Source organism: Methylobacterium isbiliense, from assembly GCF_022179325.1.
GTDB lineage: Bacteria > Pseudomonadota > Alphaproteobacteria > Rhizobiales > Beijerinckiaceae > Methylobacterium > Methylobacterium isbiliense.
Map to the genome: position 1 here is coordinate 32,403 of NZ_BPQQ01000049.1, position 17,941 is coordinate 50,343.

Annotated in this window: 15 protein-coding genes; 6 read left to right on the top strand and 9 right to left on the bottom strand. The window is 69.7% G+C overall.

Annotated features, from left to right (window positions below):
- Positions 1 to 881 precede the first annotated feature (881 nt).
- From MFF61_RS20850 to MFF61_RS20865, 4 genes are all read left to right on the top strand, one after another.
- Positions 882 to 1,760 (top strand): hypothetical protein, encoded by an 879-nt coding sequence (locus tag MFF61_RS20850; protein WP_238237760.1) that lies wholly within the window; start codon positions 882 to 884, stop codon positions 1,758 to 1,760.
- 101 nt (positions 1,761 to 1,861) lie between these two features.
- Positions 1,862 to 2,314, top strand: coding sequence for a hypothetical protein (locus tag MFF61_RS20855; RefSeq protein ID WP_238237762.1), 453 nt, complete (start codon positions 1,862 to 1,864; stop codon positions 2,312 to 2,314).
- 10 nt (positions 2,315 to 2,324) lie between these two features.
- Positions 2,325 to 4,040 carry an AAA family ATPase gene (locus MFF61_RS20860; RefSeq protein ID WP_238237765.1) on the top strand — a complete coding sequence of 572 codons (1,716 nt, stop codon included), beginning with the start codon at positions 2,325 to 2,327 and terminating at the stop codon, positions 4,038 to 4,040.
- Positions 4,041 to 4,211: 171 nt separating this feature from the next.
- Positions 4,212 to 5,066 carry a hypothetical protein gene (locus MFF61_RS20865; protein WP_238237767.1) on the top strand — a complete coding sequence of 285 codons (855 nt, stop codon included), beginning with the start codon at positions 4,212 to 4,214 and terminating at the stop codon, positions 5,064 to 5,066.
- Between the two features lie 138 nt (positions 5,067 to 5,204).
- On the opposite strand, the gene MFF61_RS20870 is transcribed toward MFF61_RS20865, so the two are convergent.
- On the bottom strand, positions 5,205 to 5,588 hold the full coding sequence (locus MFF61_RS20870) for a hypothetical protein (protein ID WP_238237770.1): 384 nt from the start codon (positions 5,586 to 5,588) through the stop codon (positions 5,205 to 5,207).
- A gap of 4 nt (positions 5,589 to 5,592) precedes the next feature.
- Positions 5,593 to 6,240, bottom strand: coding sequence for a nucleotide-binding protein (locus MFF61_RS20875; protein WP_238237772.1), 648 nt, complete (start codon positions 6,238 to 6,240; stop codon positions 5,593 to 5,595).
- 942 nt (positions 6,241 to 7,182) lie between these two features.
- Between MFF61_RS20875 and MFF61_RS20880 the strand changes: the two genes are divergently transcribed.
- Complete coding sequence (locus MFF61_RS20880; RefSeq protein WP_238237774.1) at positions 7,183 to 7,542, top strand: type II toxin -antitoxin system TacA 1-like antitoxin; 360 nt, start codon at positions 7,183 to 7,185, stop codon at positions 7,540 to 7,542.
- On the top strand, positions 7,539 to 9,245 hold the full coding sequence (locus MFF61_RS20885; protein WP_238237776.1) for a relaxase/mobilization nuclease domain-containing protein: 1,707 nt from the start codon (positions 7,539 to 7,541) through the stop codon (positions 9,243 to 9,245). The genes MFF61_RS20880 and MFF61_RS20885 overlap by 4 nt, the downstream gene beginning before the upstream one ends.
- Positions 9,246 to 9,273: 28 nt before the next feature.
- On the opposite strand, the gene MFF61_RS20890 is transcribed toward MFF61_RS20885, so the two are convergent.
- The 7 genes from MFF61_RS20890 to MFF61_RS20920 form a co-directional block, all read right to left on the bottom strand.
- Positions 9,274 to 9,702, bottom strand: coding sequence for a hypothetical protein (locus tag MFF61_RS20890; RefSeq protein WP_238237786.1), 429 nt, complete (start codon positions 9,700 to 9,702; stop codon positions 9,274 to 9,276).
- A 4-nt stretch (positions 9,703 to 9,706) separates the two neighbouring features.
- On the bottom strand, positions 9,707 to 10,291 hold the full coding sequence (locus MFF61_RS20895; RefSeq protein ID WP_238237796.1) for a recombinase family protein: 585 nt from the start codon (positions 10,289 to 10,291) through the stop codon (positions 9,707 to 9,709).
- A 673-nt stretch (positions 10,292 to 10,964) separates the two neighbouring features.
- Positions 10,965 to 11,426, bottom strand: a complete 462-nt coding sequence (locus MFF61_RS20900) for a BLUF domain-containing protein (protein WP_238237798.1) — start codon at positions 11,424 to 11,426, stop codon at positions 10,965 to 10,967.
- A gap of 11 nt (positions 11,427 to 11,437) precedes the next feature.
- A complete protein-coding gene (locus tag MFF61_RS20905) occupies positions 11,438 to 13,810 on the bottom strand; it encodes a bifunctional diguanylate cyclase/phosphodiesterase (protein WP_238237801.1) in 2,373 nt (790 codons plus the stop codon).
- A 162-nt stretch (positions 13,811 to 13,972) separates the two neighbouring features.
- The gene (locus MFF61_RS20910) at positions 13,973 to 15,061 is read right to left on the bottom strand and encodes an HD-GYP domain-containing protein (RefSeq protein WP_238237804.1); all 1,089 of its coding nucleotides are present in this window, start codon (positions 15,059 to 15,061) and stop codon (positions 13,973 to 13,975) included.
- A gap of 76 nt (positions 15,062 to 15,137) precedes the next feature.
- Positions 15,138 to 16,841: a methyl-accepting chemotaxis protein gene (locus MFF61_RS20915; RefSeq protein ID WP_238237806.1), complete on the bottom strand. Its 1,704-nt coding sequence runs from the start codon at positions 16,839 to 16,841 to the stop codon at positions 15,138 to 15,140.
- Positions 16,842 to 17,282: 441 nt separating this feature from the next.
- Entirely contained in the window at positions 17,283 to 17,468 is a 186-nt protein-coding gene (locus MFF61_RS20920) for an NUDIX hydrolase (RefSeq protein WP_238237809.1), read from the bottom strand.
- Positions 17,469 to 17,941: the final 473 nt, after the last annotated feature.

Below are 17,941 nucleotides of genomic sequence, written 5' to 3' on the forward strand. Positions count from 1 at the left end.
CTCTCTCGCTACCGTCGAGCTACACCATCAGCAGGGACACGACCGGGTGGCGTCCGCCGCACCTTGACAGGGGCTGCGGTTGGCACCGCGCCAGAACCGCGAAGAGCCCGGCCTGGGCCGGGCTCTTCGTGTCGTTCCGCACAAGGCGGGGGGCGTCTCAATCCGCCGAAGCGGGGTCGCTACCTCGTGCTCTCCGGGCTGGGCCCGTCGAGACTGCGAGTTCGATCAGGCTTGTGGCTGGAGAGCCCCGCGCCGTTTCGATGTGGGTTCACCCCCCGAACCGGGGGAGATGCTGCGCGTCGGCAGCACCTGGACCATTGCCGGCGGTGCGCTGGCGGTCAACGCCGAAGCGGCGGTCGGATGGGGACAACGGCGTCCCCCGCACACGCCTGCTGACCGGCTCGGCTCTGGAGGCCGGCGCGTTAACCATGCCGGCGATTGGCGCGCGGGAGGCCTGCCGGACCTCTTTCCAAGGTGGCGGGACCAGGCCAGGTTCGAGCGTGGCAGTCCACCCGCACGTGCCGTCCGCTCTTCCTAGGGGCGGCCGGCACCGGTGTTCCTAGCACCGGCGCTGGCCTGACCACGACCCGTATCGACCAGGGATACCGACCATGGCTGAGAGCCTGTTTAGCGGCCCCGTGCCGCCCGCGAAACCGTCCTTCTTCCTCGGCGCGAGCGCCGAGCCGGACTGGTCGCCTGTCCACCCCACCCGCATGAGCCGCTGAGGCCGACCCGCGCGTCCTGACCGACGCCGGCCCACCTCGCTTTCCTGCAATCGACGCGACCATGCCGGCCGCCGATTGGCCCGGCTCCGCCCTGCCCGCTGCGCCTCCCGACGCGGGTTGGATGCGGGCGCGCGTCCTCTGGACGGACGACCCTCGATGACCAACGTTCTCGCCCATCCCGCCGCTCGCGGCGGACCGCGTCGGCTGCGCGCCGCCCCGCCCGCTTCCGGTGCTCCCGCAACCGCGCCCATCCCGGTGCCGCTCGGCCGGGGCGCGATGAAGGGCTCGGCGCCGACCGACGCTATCGTGCGCTCCGCCTGCTCGCCCGAGCTCCTCGCCGCGACCGAGGCCGCCGTCGACAGCGCCCTCGACGCGATCTTCATCCCCGATCCCCTGCTCGGACCGGGCCTGTCGCAGTTCGCCTCCGTGGTGGCCTCAATCGTCAAAAGGCACGGGCTCCTGCTCGAGACCGCGATCGCCGAAGCACTCGAGCGCAGCGGCCGCTACCTCGTGCTCCGCGGCGTCGCCATGCCGATCACCGAACCGACCCAGGAGCTGTTGCGCGACCGCTCGCCTGACCTCCTGCGCGGCAGGTCGATCGCGCTGGCGGGGAGCGTGGCCCAGACCGTCTTCCTCGACCTGGTGGCGATCGACACGTGGGAGCGGCGCGCCATCATCGCCGAGATCAAGCGCGGCAGCGGCAAGAGCGAAAAACGCAAGATCGACCAGGTCGAGTGGATCCTGCGGGCGGCTCAGCTGCAGGGGCGCAGCTTCGCGGCGAGCCTCGGCTTCCAGGTCGCCAGCGCGCGGGCGGTGCTCATCGACGTCTACGGGCGCGCCGGCTTCTCGGAGGACCTCACGGTGGTGGGGGCCGACCTCGACGAACTCTTCGGGGTGCCGGTCGCGGACGCGCTCGCGACGGTGACGGCGGTGCTCGCCGCCCGTCTGCGGGCGGTGCTGCCCGACCTCGTCGAGGCCGCGCACGTCAGCGTCGGCGGTGCCGACGACTCCCACCGCCTGCCCGGCTCACCCTAGCGGCCCTTCCGCCGGGGCGCAGCGCGGCCCGGCTCCTCGCCCAGCCCTTCTCGCTTCGCCGTCGCGTGCCTTGCGCCGACGCGCTCTCCAGGCTTGTCCGCATGACCTCCGACTTCGACTCCTCCCGGCCGCACGCGGCCGCCGTGCCCGCCTCCGCCTGCCTCGGCGAGGCGCCGCTGACCTGGTGGCGCAGCCTGCCGCCTGGGGCACTGGATCTGGCCGCCCAGCGCCGCTTGCGCGCGGCCCTGCTGGCCCTGCCGCCCCTGCCGCTGCCGGGCTGGGCCGAGGCCTGCCGGGCGGACCCGGCCGCGGCCGTCCGCGCCGCCGTGGCGGCGCTCTCCCACGCCTCGGTGCGCCCCGGGTACCTGGAGCCGGCGATGGCCGCCGTCCTGCTCTGCGCCGCGCTGGGCGACCCGGCCTGCGCCGACCTGCTCGCCCACGTGCACGGCCGGCGGGCGCGGCGCCGGGCCGACCTCGACGCCCTGCGCCTCGCCCACGGCTGGCGCCGCCGCTCCGGTCCTGGCCGCCTCGCCCCGCCGGCTCCCGGTCGCTGAGGAGGACACGATGGCCTTCTCCTCCACTCCGCGCATCAGCCGCGAGGCGGCCCGCGCCCTGCTCGTGCCCCTGCTGCCGCGCCGCCTGCGCGCCTGCCTGGATCCCACCCTGCGGCTGGTCGCGGCGCGCGACGGCCTCGCCGCCGAGATCGGCGCCCTGGTCCCGGCCGCCGCGCCGCTCGCCGCGGCCTGGATCGCGGCGGCGAGCCAGGCCGGCGATCCGTGGCAGGATCCCGCCCTCACGGACGCCCGCACCGGGCTGATGCGGGCGCTCGACGGCCACGCGGTCGAGCGCGACCAGCCCGCCGCGCGGGCGCTCTCGGACATGATCACGCTGCTGTCCAGCGACGGCGGCGACCGGGCCGCCGCGGCGCGGCTCGCCCTGCCGCTGTGGGGTGAGGTCGAGCGTCTCGCCGGCCTCAAGGATCGCCTGGCCGCGCTCGCCGCGGCGCAGGCCGATCTCGACTTCGGACGCCGCTCGGCCTCGGGCGAGGCGGAGGAGGTCGACGACGGCGGTGTGACCGACCTTTGCGCCCATCGCGACGCCTGGACCGAGGCGCTCGAGGCGGCGCTGCTGGCGCTGAGCGCCGAGGCGAGCGCCGCGGCCGTGGCGGCGTCGGCCCTCGGCTGCGGCCATGAAGACGCGTTCGTCCACGGAGCGCTGCTCCTGCGGGCCTTGACCGACTTCGGGCAGCGGCTGACCTGGGCGATCGACGAGCAGGCCAGGGCCGGGGAGATGCGCAAGCGCCTGCTGCTCGAAGAGCGGCTGAGGCACGAGGCCCGGGAGCGGCGCAAGGCGAGTGCCGCCCCGAGCGGCTCAGGAGGGGGCACTCCCCCGGCTTCCACGCTCGCGGCGGTGCCCGAGGGCCACCTCCTGGTCGTGGCCTCGGTCCAGCAGACGGGCGGCGATCGGGGCCGGAGCGTCAGCCAGGGCTACGAGGCGATCATCGGCAAGCCGCTGCCGCTCGCCCGGACCCCGGATCTGGCGCAGGTCCGGGCGGCGCTGGCTGTCGAGTTCCCGTACGCGACGGCGACGATCGACCGTCTGCTGACGGATCTGGTCGGCCGCCCGCATGCGGTGCTGCGCCCGACCGTGCTGGTCGGCTCGCCTGGTTGCGGCAAGAGCCGGTTGGTCAGTCGGATCGCGCATCACCTCGGCCTCGGTCTGTGGCGGGTGGACGCGACGCGCGACATGGGGTCCAGCATCGGCGGGCTCGATCGGCGCTGGGCGACGGCCGAGCCATGCCATGTCCTGATGGCGATGGCGCGCCACAACATCGCCAACCCACTGATGCTCATCGACGAGATCGACAAGAGCGCGACCAGGACGGATCATGGCCGTCTCTGGGACGCGCTGCTGGCCATGCTCGAGCCGGAGACGGCGGCGGCCTACCCCGATCCGGCCTTCCAGACGGAGGTCGATCTGAGCCGGGTGTCGTGGCTGGCGACCGCCAACTCGGTGCACAGCCTGCCGGGTCCGCTGCGCGATCGACTCCGGGTGGTCGAGATGCCGGTGCCCGAGACGCACCACCTCGAAGCCCTGATCGCACCGATCCTGGCCGGGGTCGCGGCGAGCCGCGGTCTTGACGCGGCCTGGCTGCCGGCTCTGAGCGGGGCGGAGCTGCGGCTGGTGCGCCGTAGTTGGCGCGGCGGGTCGCTGCGACGGCTGACGCGCCTGGTCGAGGCGGTAGTGGCGGCCCGCGAGCTGGGCCTGCCGCGTCACTGACGGCCCGCACAGCCGTTCGCTCCTGGATCAGGCGGGAGGCGGTCAGGACCCGGTCAGCCACGAGGGCGTCCGGGAGCCTCGGGCGCCATCAGGGGCGCTCGCTCCGTCGCAAAAACACTTGTTGTCACACGTTGTCGATTGTATGGATGGAGTGTCCACCCGGAGTCACTCATGCCCAAGCCCACCGACTACATCGGCTTCCGCCCCGGCCACCTGCTCGGAGAGATCAGCCAGCGCGCCGACGCCAAGGGTCAGGCGCGGTACGTCAAGACCGCGCTCGCCAACCATTTCGCGCTGCTCGAGGCCTACTACCCGCCGATGCGCGCTCTCTTCACCCCGGACGAGTGCATGTACCTGTTCCTGGCGCTCGACGGGCACGAGATCGAGGTCGACACGCTGCCGGTCCGCGTCACGGCGGCGTCGCGCGCCGACGGCGGCTTGGCGGACGTCATGGCGCAGCTGTCGGTCGACACGGGCGCACTCGTGGAGAAGCTGCACGGGGCCGACGCGGGCGTCCTCCACGCTCTCGCGGACGGCCTGACCAAGCTCCGGGCGCTCGTCTTCGACGGGGAGAGGCACTTCGACGGCAACGGACTGCCCACGCGCGACAGCCTGCGGCGCTGCGGCCTGATGCGCGTGCCGGGCCCCGTCGCCTGGGGCCTGTGCATCGTCGTCTGCGAGGACGGCCGGTTCATCGAGTACGTCCTGCGGCGCGACGTGCGGGAGATGCCTCAGGACGAGGGCGACCCCATCGATCCCGTGGGCGAGGCTCAGGCCCTGCTCGCCTTCACCCGGGACGCCCTCGGTGGGAGGGTCTCGGACACGGATGCGCGGGGTCAGCAGATCGCCTACCGGATCGCGCGCCATGCCGGCCACAGGCGGTTCCGCGTCCGGGCACGGCCCGGAACGGCTCCGGAGATCGCCGAGGTCGATCCCAGGCACATCCTGGCGGACATGCACGAGCAGGAGATGGCCCCGATCTGGCTGGCGGGCGTGAACGCACCGGATGGTGCGCGGCCTCGCTGAGAGGACGGCGGGCGAAACGCATGGCGTCGGCGACGAGACCCCGGACCGTGTCCAACGGTCCGGGATGCTCGCCGGTCCGAACCCGAAGCGTGGTGCAGGATCTCCGGCATAATCCCCGCTTGCCCCTGCCCACACCCGTCAAGTTCCCGCTGTCAGGTCATCGAAGGGGTGTCCCTTCTCGGCCAGGTGGCGCCGCACCGCCTCGCGCAGCACGTCCTGCTGCTTCACGCCCGCCTCCAGGGCCACGAGCTTGAGCGCTCTGAGGACCCGCGGATGCACGTAGAGGCTGGCGTGCGGCAGCGGCGGCTCGCGCCGGGCGGCGTCGGCCCTGGCAGGCCGGCTCGCGGCGACGGCCGCCGCCGCCCTTGGAGCGTCCTCACGCGGCGACGCGATCACGTCATCGCGCTCGGGGCCGATCACGTCATCCCGCGTCGGGGTCCGATCCCTGCCGGCCTCCAGGGCCTGCGCGTCGCGCCGGACGAGGCCGAGGGCTGCGACCTTGGCGATGCTCGGGCGCCCCATGGCCTCAGCTCCCCGTCATCTCGGTGTGCAGCGCCTCGGTGCGCAGCCAGTCCCAGAGGCTGCTGATCTCCTTGGCGGCCGCGCCGGAGGGCCGCCACTCCGTCACACCCTGTCCCAGCAGGACGGCGTCGAGGTGGTCGGTGCGCAGGCCGATGACCTGGGGCGAGACCTCCCCCAGCTCGACCAGCGCCTCCGCCGCGTCCCTCGCTCGCCCCAGGCTGGCGGCCTGGACCTGGGTCAGGACGAAGGCGTGGCGCTGGTTGAGGTCGTGGAGCGCCTGGGCCGTGCGGCGGGTCGCATCGACGTCGAGGATCGAGGGCCTCACCGGCAGCAGGCAGAGCGTCGCGGCCTGGAGGGCGGTGATCACCTCGTCGCCGAAGACGCCGGGCGTGTCGACGATGCAGAGCGTGGCCCTGCCGTGCGCGCGGATCCGGTCGATCAGGGCGAGCAGGCCCGCCGCCTCGACCGGCCGGAAGGTGATGTCGGTCCGGGTCTGGAGCCTGCGGCTGCCCCAGGCCGACAGTGAACCCTGGCGATCGATGTCGATCCCGACGACGATCTCGCCGGCCTGAGCGGCGGCGACGGCGAGGGAGGCGGCCAGGGTCGTTTTACCAGAGCCGCCCTTCTGGGCGGCGATCGTGAGCACATGCATGGGAGGAAACCTCGGCGTGAGACCGTGTTCGCGTGGCTGCGTGACGGCGTCGTCACGTGATGACGCCCGCCGCCAACAAGAGAATGGGAAGTCACGAAAATCGCAAATCGGGGTCGAAGCAGGCGTGCAGCCTGCCGGCATTCGGATCGACGCCGGAGATGTGTGTACGGACACTCGGGATTGGCTGGCGAAGAGCACCTGGCAACGAATTTGAGCTTGCGGAGCCGGGGCTGGCGGAGCGCTTCGCGGGGCCGGCCGTTGAACCGGCCGCTTCGTGAGCTCGTCGGCGCGTCATCACGTGAGCGCGTGGCGACGCGGTCACGTGATGACGCTAGCGCGCTGGCACGCACCATCACCTGTGGCCGCTGGCGTGCTTTGTCACGTCATCACGTGACCGGGTGGAGACGCGTCCACGCGGTCACGTGATGACGGTGCCGCGTTAGCGGACGAACAGCGTTCGTCGCCGGATCCGATGCACCTCGAGCCTTGATTGGCATCCCGGAGGACGGACGCCGTCCGCGCTGATGCGACGACGGGCGCACGACGAAACAGAGCCGGGTCAATCTCCGGCCCTGTTTCGTTTCCATCCGGCGAGGCTGCGCCCTCGGCAAGCCCCGGACGGTCCGCGGGACCCTTGCGGGTACTCTCCTTCTGTCAAGTGTCCGGGCGGGACGCCGGACCGTGATCGTAGGGCGCGACGGTCGCGAAGCCCGATGGTCGATGACGTGCGTCCTCGCCTCGTCGGCGCAGCCCCCTCACGCCTTCGATCCGGTAGCGGCAGGAGCCAGCCGCGTGATCGCCGAGCGCGCCTCTCCTGCAAGGCGCACCTGCCCGCGTTGGTGATTTTCATGGCCCGTCGCCAGGCTCCTGCCGATGCCGGATCGACGTGGGGGCCAGCACTGCGCTTGTGCTACCGCCGGTCCGGGCCAGGGAGCCCGATCCATGTCCGCCTCATCGACCCGCAGGACCTCCCGCACGACGAGCCTGCGCCTGACCCCGCAGGAGCGGCGCACGATCGAGCGGGCGAGTGCCGCGCTGCGCATCGGCCCGTCCACCTTCGTCCGTCTCGCCGCCGTGGAGGCGGCCAGGCAGGCTGCCGGCGGCGGTCGCTTCCGCGATCTCGCCCTGGCGCGCTGGACCGCTCTCATGGGCGAGCTGGCCGACAAGATCACCGACCTCTCGGACGCTCGGGCGGCCGACGCGGCGATGTCGGCGGCCCTGGCCGAGCTGCTCGAGCGCCTGCGCGACATCCACCACGAGGTCACGCACGAGGTCACGCGCGCGATCGAGGCCGGCCGGTGATCATCAACTGTCACCTTCACGGCCGTACGGCGAGCGCCACCACGAGGCTGGTCGCCCACCTGCTGTCGACCGAGGGCGGCCAGAGCGTCCGCCTCGTGCGCGTCCGCGGCAGCCTCGGTCGGACCCTGGCTGCGGCGCTCGCCGACTTCACGCGCCTGCGAGACGGCTCCCGGGCCGAGGTGGCCCTCCTGCACCTGCCCCTGAGCCCGGCACGGCCGTGGAGCCGCGAGCAGTGGGACGAGGCCGTCGCCCGCATCCTGCGCGCGCTCGGCGCCGAGCGGCACGGCCACGTGGTGGTCGAGCACGCGGGCAAGCCGCGCGCGCGGGGCGAGAGCGGCGACACGCATCGTCACCTCGTCGTGGCGCATGTCGGCCCGCATGGTCGGGCTCTAAACACCAGCCATCTCTACGCGTGCCTCGAGGCGGTCCGGGCCACCTGCGAGTTCGACTTCGAGGAGCGGCTGACGGCTAGCCGGCGCACGGACGCGGTCGCCCGGCGCCTGCGCGCGATGGGCCGCGCCGACGTGGCCGCGGCCGTCGAGGCGATCCGGCCCGCGCCGGATGCGTTGCCCCGCTCGGGCCTCACCAGCGCCACCCGCGCGCGCCTCGCCCGCGTCGGGATCTCCGCCCCGCAGGTCCGGGCGCGGGTGATGACCGCCTACGAGCGCAGCGACACGGGTGCCGGGTTCAAGGCGGCGCTGAAGCAGTTCGCCCTCGACCTGCTGCCGGGCGACACTCCCGGCGTCTGGCTCGTCCGCCAGGACGGTCACGTGGTCGGCGCCGTGGACCGGCTCGTCGGCCGGAGCCGGGCCGAGGTCGCGGCGCGCCTGACGGCGCCCGTCGAGAAGCTCGAACTGGACTGCACCGCCATGCCTGCGGCGGAGCCGGAGCGGCAGGCGGGCAGCGCGGATAGCCACACCTTCAGCCCCTCCGTGCCACCGCAGCTGCCTGCGACGCATGGTGAGGGGAGCGCCGGGGGCGCTTCAGCTCACACCGACGAGCCGGGTCGACTCGACGCCGAGGATCACGCCTGGGACGCCGCGCGGATCTGCCTGGATCTGATCGAGCGCGAGCGGGATGCTCTGGAGGAGGATCTCGCCGAACTGCGTGGCGGAAGCTCACCGCCGTGCCGGCACGTCGAGCGCCGCCAAGCCGAGGCGCGGCTCGATGCGGCCTCGGCCGCGGAACGAGCCGCACAGGCCACCCTGCGGGAAGCGCAAAAGTCGGCATCCGCGCCTCGCGGTGTCGGAGCGCGGGTCCGTGACGCGCTCGCCCGTGTGACGGGCGGGATGACGCGGGGCGAGGCGGAGACCCAGGCGGCAGCAGACGCGCTCGCGCAAGCCCGTGCCGAACGAAAGGAAGCTTTCGAGACCCGGCGGCAGCTCCACGAGCAGATCAAGCGGGAGGCTATCGCCCACAAGGAGCTGCGCGAACGCGAGGCCGCCGAGCCGGGGCCAGCTGAGCGCGGAATTCTCTTCGAACTCGCCCGGCTCCGCGACCGGCAGATCGTGCTCGCGCACTGGCCGCAACTCGCCCTGGAAGGCTGGACGGCCATCGACGCGGCCGTCGATCGACTGCGCAGGGCGCGGGTCGAGGACCGGCGCGAGCAGTGGGACGCCGGCCCGAACCGCCCCGAGACCGGCGCAAGGGTGACGGACGAACTCAGCGGAGAGACGTGGGGGACTGGACTGGGGCTTCGGTGACGCCGCGGATCGCGGGCTTGGCGAAGCATCAGGAGGGGTAGGGTCCGCGAAAGAGGTCGCCCGAGGCCTTGCGGCGGAACAGCGTGAACCAGCGCCGCCGCTGATGCTCCGGCCTGTCGTGCAGCATGTGACAGCGCTGGCAGAGCGCCGTGAGGTTGGCGTCCGCGTTGTCGGAGGTGTCATGGTTGCGGTGCGCGGCTGCCAGCACCACGCGCGTCGTGCGCACCTCCGTCAGCAGGTCGACCGCCGGGCTGCGCCGCAGAGGCCGGCCCCGGCCACTGCGCCAGGTCCCGGCCTGCGCATCCCACCATCTCCCATCCGAGAGACAGACGACGCGCTGCAGGTGTGGTCGCCCGCAGCCCTCGCAGCGCCCGCCCGCGCGGCGGAAGCGGATCACCGCCGAGAGCTGGGGCCAGTCGATCGGGTAGAAGCCGCGGTGCTCGCGCCGGATCGGCATCCTCTCAGCCCTTCCTCGCCGCTTGGCTGCGCGTCCGCGCCTGTGGAAAGTAGCTGTAAAAGGTGAAGCGGCTGACACCGAGGCGCTTGGCGATCTCGGCCACCGAGATGTTGCCGGCGGCCAGGAGCGCGCGGCCGACCTCGAGATCCGCCTCGGACAAGGCCTTGGGCCGCCCACCCTTGCGGCCGCGCGCCAGGGCGGCCTTCAGACCCTCCATCGTCCGCTCGCGGTTGCGGTCGAGGAAGTACTCGGCCATGGCGCCGTGCACCTGCAGGGCGAAGCGGCCATGAGCGGTGTGGCTGTCGAACTGCTCGGTGAGCGAGCGGAAGTGGATCTCTTGCCGACGCAGGCCGTCGATGGTGCGCATCATCTCCACAAGCGAGCGCCCGAGCCGATCGAGCTTCCACACCACCAGCACGTCGTCGGGGCGCAGGAAGGCGAGGGCCGCCTCGAACGCGGGGCGCTTGTTGCCGGCCTTGCCGGACTTCTTCTCCTCGAACAGGCGCTCGCAGCCGGCCTTAGTGAGGGCATCGCGCTGGAGGTCGAGGTTCTGGTCCTGGGTGGAGACGCGGGCATATCCGACGAGCATGTCAGGATAGTAGCTGAGGCACGTATTCCTGGCAGTTGTTTTCCTGGCACATTTTCCTGACATCCACAGCCGCGTCGCGCTCTCGCGTCAGGCAGGTCAGCTGAGGCGCCCGTGCACGCTGTTAGGAAAACGGTCCTTTTCTGGACACGTTAGACCGGTCAAGCCAATCGCAGATCGGGAGAGCTGCAAGCAACCCAGATCGGCTCACGGCTGAGAGTTGATGACCGCCTATGAAGAACAGCATCATGTGTGTGACACCACACCTTAACCGTTGAGTCCGATGATGCTCGCAAGCCGAGCAGGGTTTCCCCAACGCAACGAGAGGAGCGGGGCAGCGCCGACTACCTGCCGCGCTGCCACACTCTTCAATTCGCTACTCTGCTTTGTTCTTTGCCCTCTTCGTGCGCACATTCGACACCGACGCACGACGATCATTCTGGATCGCGAGTAGCGTATGCGTATCTATCACAGACTTCGAGTTCAGGGCTTCACACGTCGCCAAGCCGTCAGCCTCATGGCCTTTGGCATTGCACTCCTCACGTTGGGGGCCAGCCTCACCGTTCTCGATCCGGCGGGCGCGCAGGACGGTTCAGAACGTTTGCGTCCGAGCTTGCTCGCACAATAAATCGACTTGATCCCGCAAAATACGCGCACCAGTACGAAGCTGCGTCCATCACGCACGGATCAGCGTCTGCGGTGCCGGGGCCTCCGTGGGTGAGGTGACCAGAAGCGCGCGCATCAGCCGGACCGTGGCCTGGGCGGAGGTGGCTTCCACGACCTGATCTTCGGTCGACGGCAGGCAGGGGAAAAGCCGCTCCATCGTCTCATCGGCCGAGATGCGCGCCAGCGACCACTCCGCAAAGGCCCGCTTCTCGGCTTGCGCTAGCTCGAGAAGCTCGACACGCCGGTGGCGAAGGTCGCAGCAGATCCGCTCAAACGTGGCCTCAATGGCGCTCAGCGGCCCTTCCAGCGCCTGGATGAACACGCCTCGCGTGTGCAGCAGGGCGCCTGTCAGACCGTCCGCCGCGTTCCGCGCCTCCGAGCTGCGAACGATCTCCACGATCTGCTGCTGCACGTCGGCTGCGGAACCGACGAGGTCGACCTCACTCCTGTAGAGCAGGCGGTGAAGGGGCATGGCGTATCTCCTTAGGCGCGCAAGGCGACTGGCTCTGGCCTTGTGAACAGTGCCTCGATCTGCCGCGCCGGCACCGGCCTACTGATCAGGTAGCCCTGGATCTGGTCGCACCCTTCCCCGGTGATGAAGCTCGACTGCGCGTCCGTCTCGACCCCCTCCGCCGTCGTCTTCATCCCGAGGCTCGCGCCCAGCATCGCGATCGCCCGCACGATTGCGGCGCTCTCCTTGTCGTCGGGCGTGCGCCGCACGAAGGACTGATCGATCTTGATCTTGTCGAAGGGGAAGCGGCGCAGGTAGCTGAGCGACGAGTAGCCGGTGCCGAAGTCGTCCATCGAGATGCGGATGCCGAGCGCTCGCAACTCCCGCAGGATGACCAGCGTGCGCTGCTCGTTCTGCAGGAGCGAGCCTTCCGTGATCTCCAGCTCCAACCGGGCCGGCGGGAAGTTCGTCTCCGCCAGGATGTTGCGGATCGTGGTGGCGAGCCGGCCGTCGCGGAACTGGACCGGCGAGAGGTTGACAGCCACCGTCAGGTGCTCCGGCCAGGACAGCGCCTGGGTACAGGCGGTGCGCAGCACCCACTCGCCGAGATTGCCGATCAGCCCGGTCTCCTCCGCGATCGGGATGAACTCGGCGGGCGAGACCATGCCCCGCACGGGATGATGCCAGCGGATCAGCGCCTCCGCGCCGTCGAAGGCGCCGGTCCGGGCGTCGACCTGCGGCTGGTAGTACAGCTCGAACTCCTGCCGGGCGATGGCGCGGCGGAGGTCGAGCTCGAGCGAGCGTCGCGCCTGGATGCGCGCGTTCATGCTGGCCTCGAACATCCGGTAGCGGCCGCGTCCCTCCTCCTTGGCGCCATAGAGGGCCATGTCGGCGTTGCCCATCAGCACCTCCGCCCGGTCGCCGTCGGTGGGGGCGAGCGCGATGCCGATGCTGGTGCCGATGTTCAGGATGTGCCCATCGATGAGGAACGGACGCGCGAGGATGTCGATCACGCGTTCCGCCAGCGCCTGGATTGCCGCCAGGTCGACGCCTCCGGCCTTGAGAATGGCGAATTCGTCGCCGCCAAGGCGGGCGACCAGATCCTCGTCGCGCAGGGCGCACAGGAGCCGCTTGGCGACGCGCCGGAGCAACTCGTCACCCATGCCGTGGCCGAGCGTGTCGTTGACGACCTTGAAGCGGTCGAGGTCGAGGATCAGCAGGGCGAAGCTCGCGTCCTCAGCGCGGCGCGAGGCAAAGCGCGCGTCCAGCGCCGCGTTGAACTGGTGGCGGTTGGCCAGCCCGGTCAGGGCATCATGATGGGCGAGACGATGCATCTCGGCCTCGGCGCGCAGCCGCTCGCGCTGATCGCGGACGGCGACCACGGTGTGCGGCTTGGCCTGGATCGTGATCGTCTGGGCGATGACCCGGACCGGAATGCTAGCCTCGTTGCCACCCCGAAGCACGGCGTCAGCCTCCTGCGCCGTCGGAATGTGCTCGACGGCGAGGCCCGGCAGGATCCGCTGCAGGGGAGACCCGATCAGGGCTTCGCGTGGCAATCCGAGAACGCGCTCCAGGCTGTGATTGATGCCGGTGATGGTGTTGCCGTCGCAGATCATCAGGCCTTCGACCGCAATGTCGGCGAGGTCGCGCAAGCGCTGACTCTCGGCCTCATGCCGCTGCCGGTTGACGTGCCACAGTCGCAGAGCCGCCAGCGAGAGGCCGACGATCAGGAGCGCGGCGTTCGCAACGATAATCGACAGGACCGTGCCATCGAGGCTGCCGCCGGGGATCTCCACCCGCGGGTCGAAGACGACGGTGAGCGCGCTCATGCCGAGGAAGTGCGTGCCGCAGACCGCGGCGAGCAGGATCGCCGGGGCGAGTCGCCGGACCCTGCGCCTCGGGCTGAAGCCGAGGATGGTCGACAGGCTGGCGAGAGCCATGCCGACAAGGACCGACCACGTGACCGTCGAGAGGTCCCACTGCAGGGTGCCCTGGACGTGGTAGGCGCCCATCCCGGTATAATGCATGGCCGAGATCGCCAAACCGACGACTGCGCCGCCGACCATGCGCCCTGGCAGGTCCGACCGTGCCACGACGGTGCCGGCGCCCAAGCCGACCAGCAGGACCGCCACGAGGAAGGAGGCGATGGTCTGACCGACCGAGAAGCCGAACGCCAGGCTCGGCTCGAAGGCGAGCATGGCGATGAAGTGGGTCGCCCAGATGGCCGTGCTCGTGGCGAGGATGCCTGTGGCGGCCCAGGCCAGCCGCTCTTTCAGGGCGATGTTGCAGAAGACCTGACGCCCCATGGCGAAGGTCGAATAGGTGCCTAAGGCGCAGATGACGGCGGCGATTGCGACGAGCCGCAGGTCGTGCTGGTTCGCCACGCATTCGTAGAGCCGGATCATGGCAAGCTTCGCGCTCGGCAAGGGTGAGCCAAACCCGGGATAACCGACATCGATGAGCGATGCAGCCGTCCGGGCACAACTGGGCTCAAGGTCATCCGTCTCGTCGAGAGCTTGCTCCCGCCGAATACTAAAGCAGGAAGGGTGTCGAAGTCGTAAATTGCCCTATGCTGGCGCAGAATTGTCGGCGAAGCTCGATGCGGAAGCGAGCGGACGGAAGGCGCCGACCAAGGCTTGATCGAGCTTGTCGCCCATGCCGGTCAGGAGCGCGTAGGCTTTATCTCCGCTCATCATCGCACGGTAGGGACGCCGCTCGATCAGGGCGGCAAAAATGTCGCAGACCGTCACCAACCGCACGAGATCCGGGATCGCGCCACCGCGCAGCCCGTCCGGGTAGCCGGACCCGTCCAGGTACTCATGATGGGAGCGCACCACTGCGAGCAGATCTGGCGCGAAATCGCCACCCGCGAGCAGGGTAACACCCGCCACCGGGTGCGTGCGCATCACCCTCTGCTCGTCCGGCGTCAGCGGCCCGGGCTTGTTGAGGATGTGCAGCGGCACGCGCGACTTGCCCACGTCGTGCAGCAGCGCCGCCTGGGTCAGGCGCTGGCAATCCGGGGGTGTGAAGCCGAGCTGTCGCGCGAACCCTGCGGCGAGGCCCGCCACCAGCAGACAGTGTTGGTGGGTGGCGTCGTCGAACTGCCAGACCACGTCGAGCCATTCGCGCACACCGGCCTGCACCACGGCCTGCTCGACCTCTCGGGCGCCGGCGGCAACGATGGCGGGCGCGATACTCTGGCCACGGCCACCCATCTCGAACATCCGCGTGAGAACGGATCGTGCGGCGTTGGCGTGGGGCAGGCAGCCGCCACGCGGCGCTTCGCGTGGCAGCAGCTTGGTGAGATCCGAGAGCACCTGCTGGGGCGCCGCGTCGGCCCGCAGGATCCCGGTCGCGCCGAGGACAATCGCCTGCATGCGGCTGCGCGGTGTGTCCTCGTGCAACAGGCAGAGATAGGGAATGCTGCGGCCCTTCAGGCGCTCAAGGTGGAAGCGGAGTTCACCGATTGTGGCGGAGCTGGCCAGCGACGCGTCACTCACGACGCAGCGAACGGAAGGGCCGGGTACCTGCGTGCGGCTTTCGTCCAGGTTCAACACGTCGATGATCTGGCAAGTCGCCAGCGGTTCCAGGTCGCGCGCGAGGCGCTTCCCGCGCTCCGGCGCGTCGGTCAGAAGGAGGATGGTGCTCGTCGCCATCTTTGAGGAAGCAAGTGGCCGCGGCCACTCAGAAGATGAGCGGCTTGCATGACGGAGTGTGGGCCGGCGCGCCCGTTCAGGCAACCCGGCCTAGACTGCGGTCAATGCGCGCGACATCCCCGGCAGCTGCCTGCATGCTGGCCGAAATCTCCTGCGTCACCGCGCTCTGCTCCTCGATGGCGGAGGCTACGCCCGTCACATACCCCTGCACCGTCGCGACCGTGGAGCTGATCGCCGCCAGCAGCCCGACGACATCGCCCGACATCCGCTGCATCTCCACGATCTGGTCGGAGATGCGCGAGGTGGCCGAGGTGGTCTGATTGGCCAGCGCCTTGACCTCGGTGGCCACTACCGCGAAGCCGCGGCCTGCATCGCCGGCCCGGGCCGACTCGATGGTCGCGTTGAGCGCCAGGAGGTTGATCTGCTCGGCCACCTTGGTGATGGTCTGCACCACCCCGTCCATCGCCTGCGCCGCCTGCTTCAGCTGCACCGTCGCGCGGTCCGCGTCCTGCGTGCGGTGGCGGATGTCGTCCACCGCATCCTTGGACTGGGCCATGTTGCCGCTGATCTCCGAGATCGAGGCGCTCATCTCCTCGGCCGCGGAGGCGACCGCCTGCACGTTCTCGAGCGTCTGCTTCGTTGCCCGTGTTGCTTCCAGCCGCGCCTGGATGCTGCCCGTGATGTCCGAGGCGTACTTCACCACCTTGAACGGCGTGTCGTTCATGTCGAGGATCGGGTTGTAGGTCGCCTGCAGCCAGATCTCGCGCCCGTCCCGCCCGCGCCGCCGGTACACCCCGGCCTTGTACTCGCCGGCGCCCAGGTCGGCCCAGAAGGCCTGGTACTCGCGGCTGGCGGCGTGCTCCGCCTCGACGAACATGCGGTGATGGCGTCCCTTGATCTCGTCCAGGTGGTAGCCGACCGCCTGCAGGAAGTTCTCGTTGGCATCCAGGATGGTGCCATCCACCGCAAACGCGATCACCGCCTGCGAACGCCCGATCGCCTGGATCTGGCCGTTGACATCGGCGGTATGCAGCTTCTGGGCGGTGATGTCGGTGGCGTACTTGACCACCTTGCACGGCCGGCCGGCCGCGTCGAACACGGGGTTGTAGCTGGCCTGCAGCCAGATCTCCCGGCCGCCCTGCCCTAGGCGCCGGTACTCGCCGGCATGAAACTCCCCACGATTGAGCCGCTGCCAGAACTCGGCGTACTCGTGGCTCGCCGCGTAGGCCGGGTCGACGAACATGCGGTGGTGCTGACCGCGGATGGCGTCGAGTGGGTAGCCGACCGTGTGCAGGAAGTTCTCGTTGGCATCCAGGATGGTGCCGTCGAGGTTGAAGTGAATGACGGCCTGGGCCTTGTTGATGGCGAAGATCTGGGCCTCGTACTCGGCGGTACGCTGCTTCTGGGCGGTGACGTCGGTGGCGAACTTGACGACCTTGATGACGCGGCCGGCGCTGTCGAGGACGGGGTTGTAGGTGGCCTGGATCCAGACCTCGCGCCCACCCCTGGCCAGCCGCCGGTACTCGGCGGCCTGGAAGCGGCCGGCGCGCAGGGAGGACCAGAACTCCGCGTAGGCGGGGCTGGCCGCCTCGTCCGCAGCTACGAACATCCGGTGATGCTGGCCGAGGATCTCATCGCGAGCATAGCCCATCGCGGCCAGGAAGTTGTCGTTGGCGTCGAGGATGGTGCCGTCAGGGGCGAACTCGATGGTGGCGAGTGAGCGGCTGAGCGCGTCGAACTTCGCCCTGAGGTCCGTGCTCCGCTTCGATATCCCGAACATGGCGGCCGTTCCTGAATGTGCTCTGCCTTGCGTCAGCAGCAGCGGTTGTCACGAGCTGATAAGCCGGCGGTTCGCGGTGATCCGGTGAGCTTGCTCACCATGGCTCGCAGCGCCTCGGCTGGTTGCGCGAGCACGCGGGTACAGGGATCGAACCTGTTCTCGGAGGCTCAGGTAGTGATCAAAACACGTCTCCGGCTGCGAGGCCGCACGTTTTGGACCATATGTATAACTGTAAGCACAAGACCTTAATTAAGAGTGACCTGTCGATGACTCCAGCGTTCAGAACCCGATTAGCAGCCGATCTACACCATAGGGTTGCACATCATGAACCAAGAGAACTGCACGTGCGTGGTTTCATTCAGAATTTGTGCAAGGCGTCGGGCAGCTGGCTGATTATGAACAGATCGTTACTTTCGTAAAGCTAGCGCGACGATGTTGCTGTCATGGTTCCGGAATGGGGAGATCCGCCGTATTGGTCGTGCGCGCGAGATCGCGGATCAGCGCAGCCAGATCTGGTTTCTGGACGAGTTCGGCCGCCGCCTCGCTGCTGACCCACTGCGCATCGCGCTGGCCCTGCTCGCGCCAGTGGTCGAGGTGTTCGGTGACGGTGAGAAGGTAGACCGCCACCCGGCAGGGGACGATCCCGCCGCCCGGTAAGCGGTCCAGCACTCATAATATACCGACCGGGCGAGGGGCTGGGGTCCGGTCCTGAGTTATGGGCTGGGGAGAGGACGGCTGCGCGTCGGCCGGTCGGTCGCTCACAACTGGTGAGTTATGAGCATCGGTGAGATAACAGGATCGGAAGCTGGTTCCGTAAGCCGCCCTTACGCGCGCGATACCGACGTGACAGAAGGGACGGGACCGCTGACGCCCGTTTTTGATTTGGTGACACGCAATCCTTACAGCTCTAAGTGTATGAAAAACGGTCGTTTTCTATGCATTGAGACTTGATGACGAGAAGTCAGCGCATCCAGCGAGCGATGCATGCACAGCAGGCACTGTATTTTAGGCGGATATGGTTCTGATCCGCCCCCCTGTGAGTGGTTCATCGGCGAGTTTGGTGGATCCGGGTGGGTGAGGGCGAGCGTCTGGTCGATGCC